This is a genomic window from Streptomyces sp. AC602_WCS936 (assembly GCF_019049125.1).
Lineage (GTDB): Bacteria > Actinomycetota > Actinomycetes > Streptomycetales > Streptomycetaceae > Streptomyces.
The window spans coordinates 1-2204 of record NZ_JAGMUF010000072.1; the positions used below are offsets into that span (position 1 = coordinate 1).

At 68.6% G+C, this 2204-nt stretch carries 2 protein-coding genes and 1 pseudogene; 2 read left to right on the forward strand and 1 reads right to left on the reverse strand.

Annotation, left to right across the window (positions count from 1 at the left end; all coding sequences use genetic code 11):
- On the forward strand, nt 1-538 hold a 538-nt coding region (locus KUM03_RS24610), incomplete at its 5' end, for an RICIN domain-containing protein (protein ID WP_217251487.1).
- Between the two features lie 14 nt (nt 539-552).
- On the opposite strand, the gene KUM03_RS24615 is transcribed toward KUM03_RS24610, so the two are convergent.
- The gene (locus tag KUM03_RS24615) at nt 553-690 is read right to left on the reverse strand and encodes a hypothetical protein (RefSeq protein WP_217251488.1); all 138 of its coding nucleotides are present in this window, start codon (nt 688-690) and stop codon (nt 553-555) included.
- A 322-nt stretch (nt 691-1012) separates the two neighbouring features.
- Here KUM03_RS24615 and KUM03_RS24620 point away from each other — a divergent pair.
- Nucleotides 1013-2111: pseudogene (locus KUM03_RS24620) on the forward strand (transposase); the annotation flags it as partial.
- Nucleotides 2112-2204: the final 93 nt, after the last annotated feature.

The window sequence follows — 2204 nt, forward strand, 5'->3', positions numbered from 1 at the left end:
GAAGAAGACCGCCACCTGGGCCGCCGGCGTCGTCGTGACCGCCGCCCTGCTCACCGGGACTGGCCCCGCTCACGCCGACCCGGGAGACAACCAGGTATGCATCGCCGCCGAGCAGGCCACCGCACTGGTGGCCGAAGCCAGCACGGAGGGGGACAAGCCGGTCAAGCTGGCGACACTCGGCACAGAGACGCGGCAGCACTGGGTCCAGCAGGAGCGCTTCGAAACCGGCATCCTCTACTACACCTTCGTGAACGTCGGCACCGGTGAGTGCCTGGCCAGTGCAGAGTCGGACGGGTCGACCACCGCGGTACCGATGACCACGGCCCCCTGCGATTCATGGGACACCAATCAGCAATTCCGTGTGGCCTACCGGGACGGCGAGCACGGGCTCCCCCACGCCGTGCTGGAGACGCCAGAGTTCCAGAACATCCGGTGTGTGGCCTTCCAAGGCCAGGAGGCCGAGGCGGGCGCTCCTCTCGTACAGGAGCCCTGCGACAGCCAGCCGGACCAGCACTGGCACCTGTTCCCCGCCTCATAGTAACCCCGCGGCACCTACTCCGGCTCCGGAACGTCGACGCGGTCCGCGGCAGGTTGGACGGCAGTGCCCTGCCGGGGCCGCTCGCCGTCGGCGATTTGGTCGAGGTCGGCGGCGCGGGTGTCGAGGTCCGGCTGGCCGCGGAGTTCCCTCATGTGGCGGCGTGCGCCGGTACACGCCGCGCGCCCGCGCATGCTGCGGACGGCAGTCAGCTCCACTGTGCCTCTCTTGTGAGGAATGACCGGTCTGAGCGAAGTATGTGCCCCTTTGCTGCATCGCGGTCCCGGTTCCTGCAAGCGTCGAGACCAAGCGGAAAGGGCCCGTGACGCTGCCGGGGAGCGCTGAGCTTGTCATTTAACGACCGGCGTCGAACGCGGCTCGAACTTGATCAGCGTTTCGCAGTTCGGCGGACGTATAGGCGGCCTTCGTCTGATCCTGTGCTCCGTCACAGAGTGGATCAACACGAAGGCCGTGGCCGTGAGTTTGGTGTATCGGGAGGTCCTGCGGGATGCGTTCGCGGAAGTGTCACACTTCCGGTCGGAGCTGTACGCGTGTCTGACCGTTCGAGGCGACGCGTTGTTCGAGTTACGTGACGCGCTGCTGTGCACGGACGGGCCGGTGCGGACACTGGTCGATCTCGCGCTCGCTCCCGAACACCGTCGTGGGCACGGAGCCCTGTACGGCGGACTCAACCAGGGACGGATCGACGTCGCCCGGCTACGTCGGGCCCTGGCCAGGGTGCCGTTGCCGAGAGCGGCGGACGGTCGGCTCGCGCCGGCCGTGGATGTCGCACCGTGGCTGCGACCGGACGCCAACACATGCGCCGACCGGTCCCTTTGCCACACCTTCGGCCGGGGCGAGGGCAAGCACCAAATGGTGCCCGGCTGGCCGTACTCAGTGGTGGCCGCGCTGGAGACCGGCCGCACTTCGTGGACAGCGGTGCTGGACGCGGTCCGCCTGGAGCCCGGCGCCGATGTCGCCGCGGTGACCACGATGCAGATCCGCGAGGTCATCGAGCGGCTGGTCGCCGCTGGCCAGTGGAAACCGGGTGACCCGGAGATCCTGGTCGTGCTGGACGCCGGATACGACGCTCCTCGCATCGCGCACCTGCTGGACCACCTGCCCGTCGAGATCCTCGGCCGGCTCCGGTCCGATCGCGTGATGCGGCGGCCTACACCCGCACGCGAAGAGTTCCACCTGGCCAACCCCAAGGGCGGCAGGCCGCCCAAGCACGGCGGTGAGTTCGTCTTCGGCGATCCCGCAACCCGGGGCGCCGAGCAGGCCATGACGGCCACGGACACCCGGCTCTATGGGAAGGCGACCGCGCGGGCGTGGGATCGGCTGCACCCGAGGCTGACCCGCCGCGTGGCTCGACCACGACGGGCCGCTGCCCCTCATCGAGGGCACCGTCGTCCGCCTGGTCGTGGAGAAGCTGCCCAGCGGCGGGGTCAACAAGCCGGTCTGGCTGTGGTGGTCGCGCACCGGCGCCACGCGAGCGGACGTGGACCGCTGCTGGCAGTCCTTCCTCCGCTGTTTCGACAGTGAGCACACATTTCGCCTGTTCAAGCAGACCCTAAGCGTTGTCCCGTAACTACTGATCGGTACTCGCGTCTGGTTACGTCAGCTGGGCGCCGTGCAGAGAGTTCGTAGCCGCTGATTCTCGGGTCGG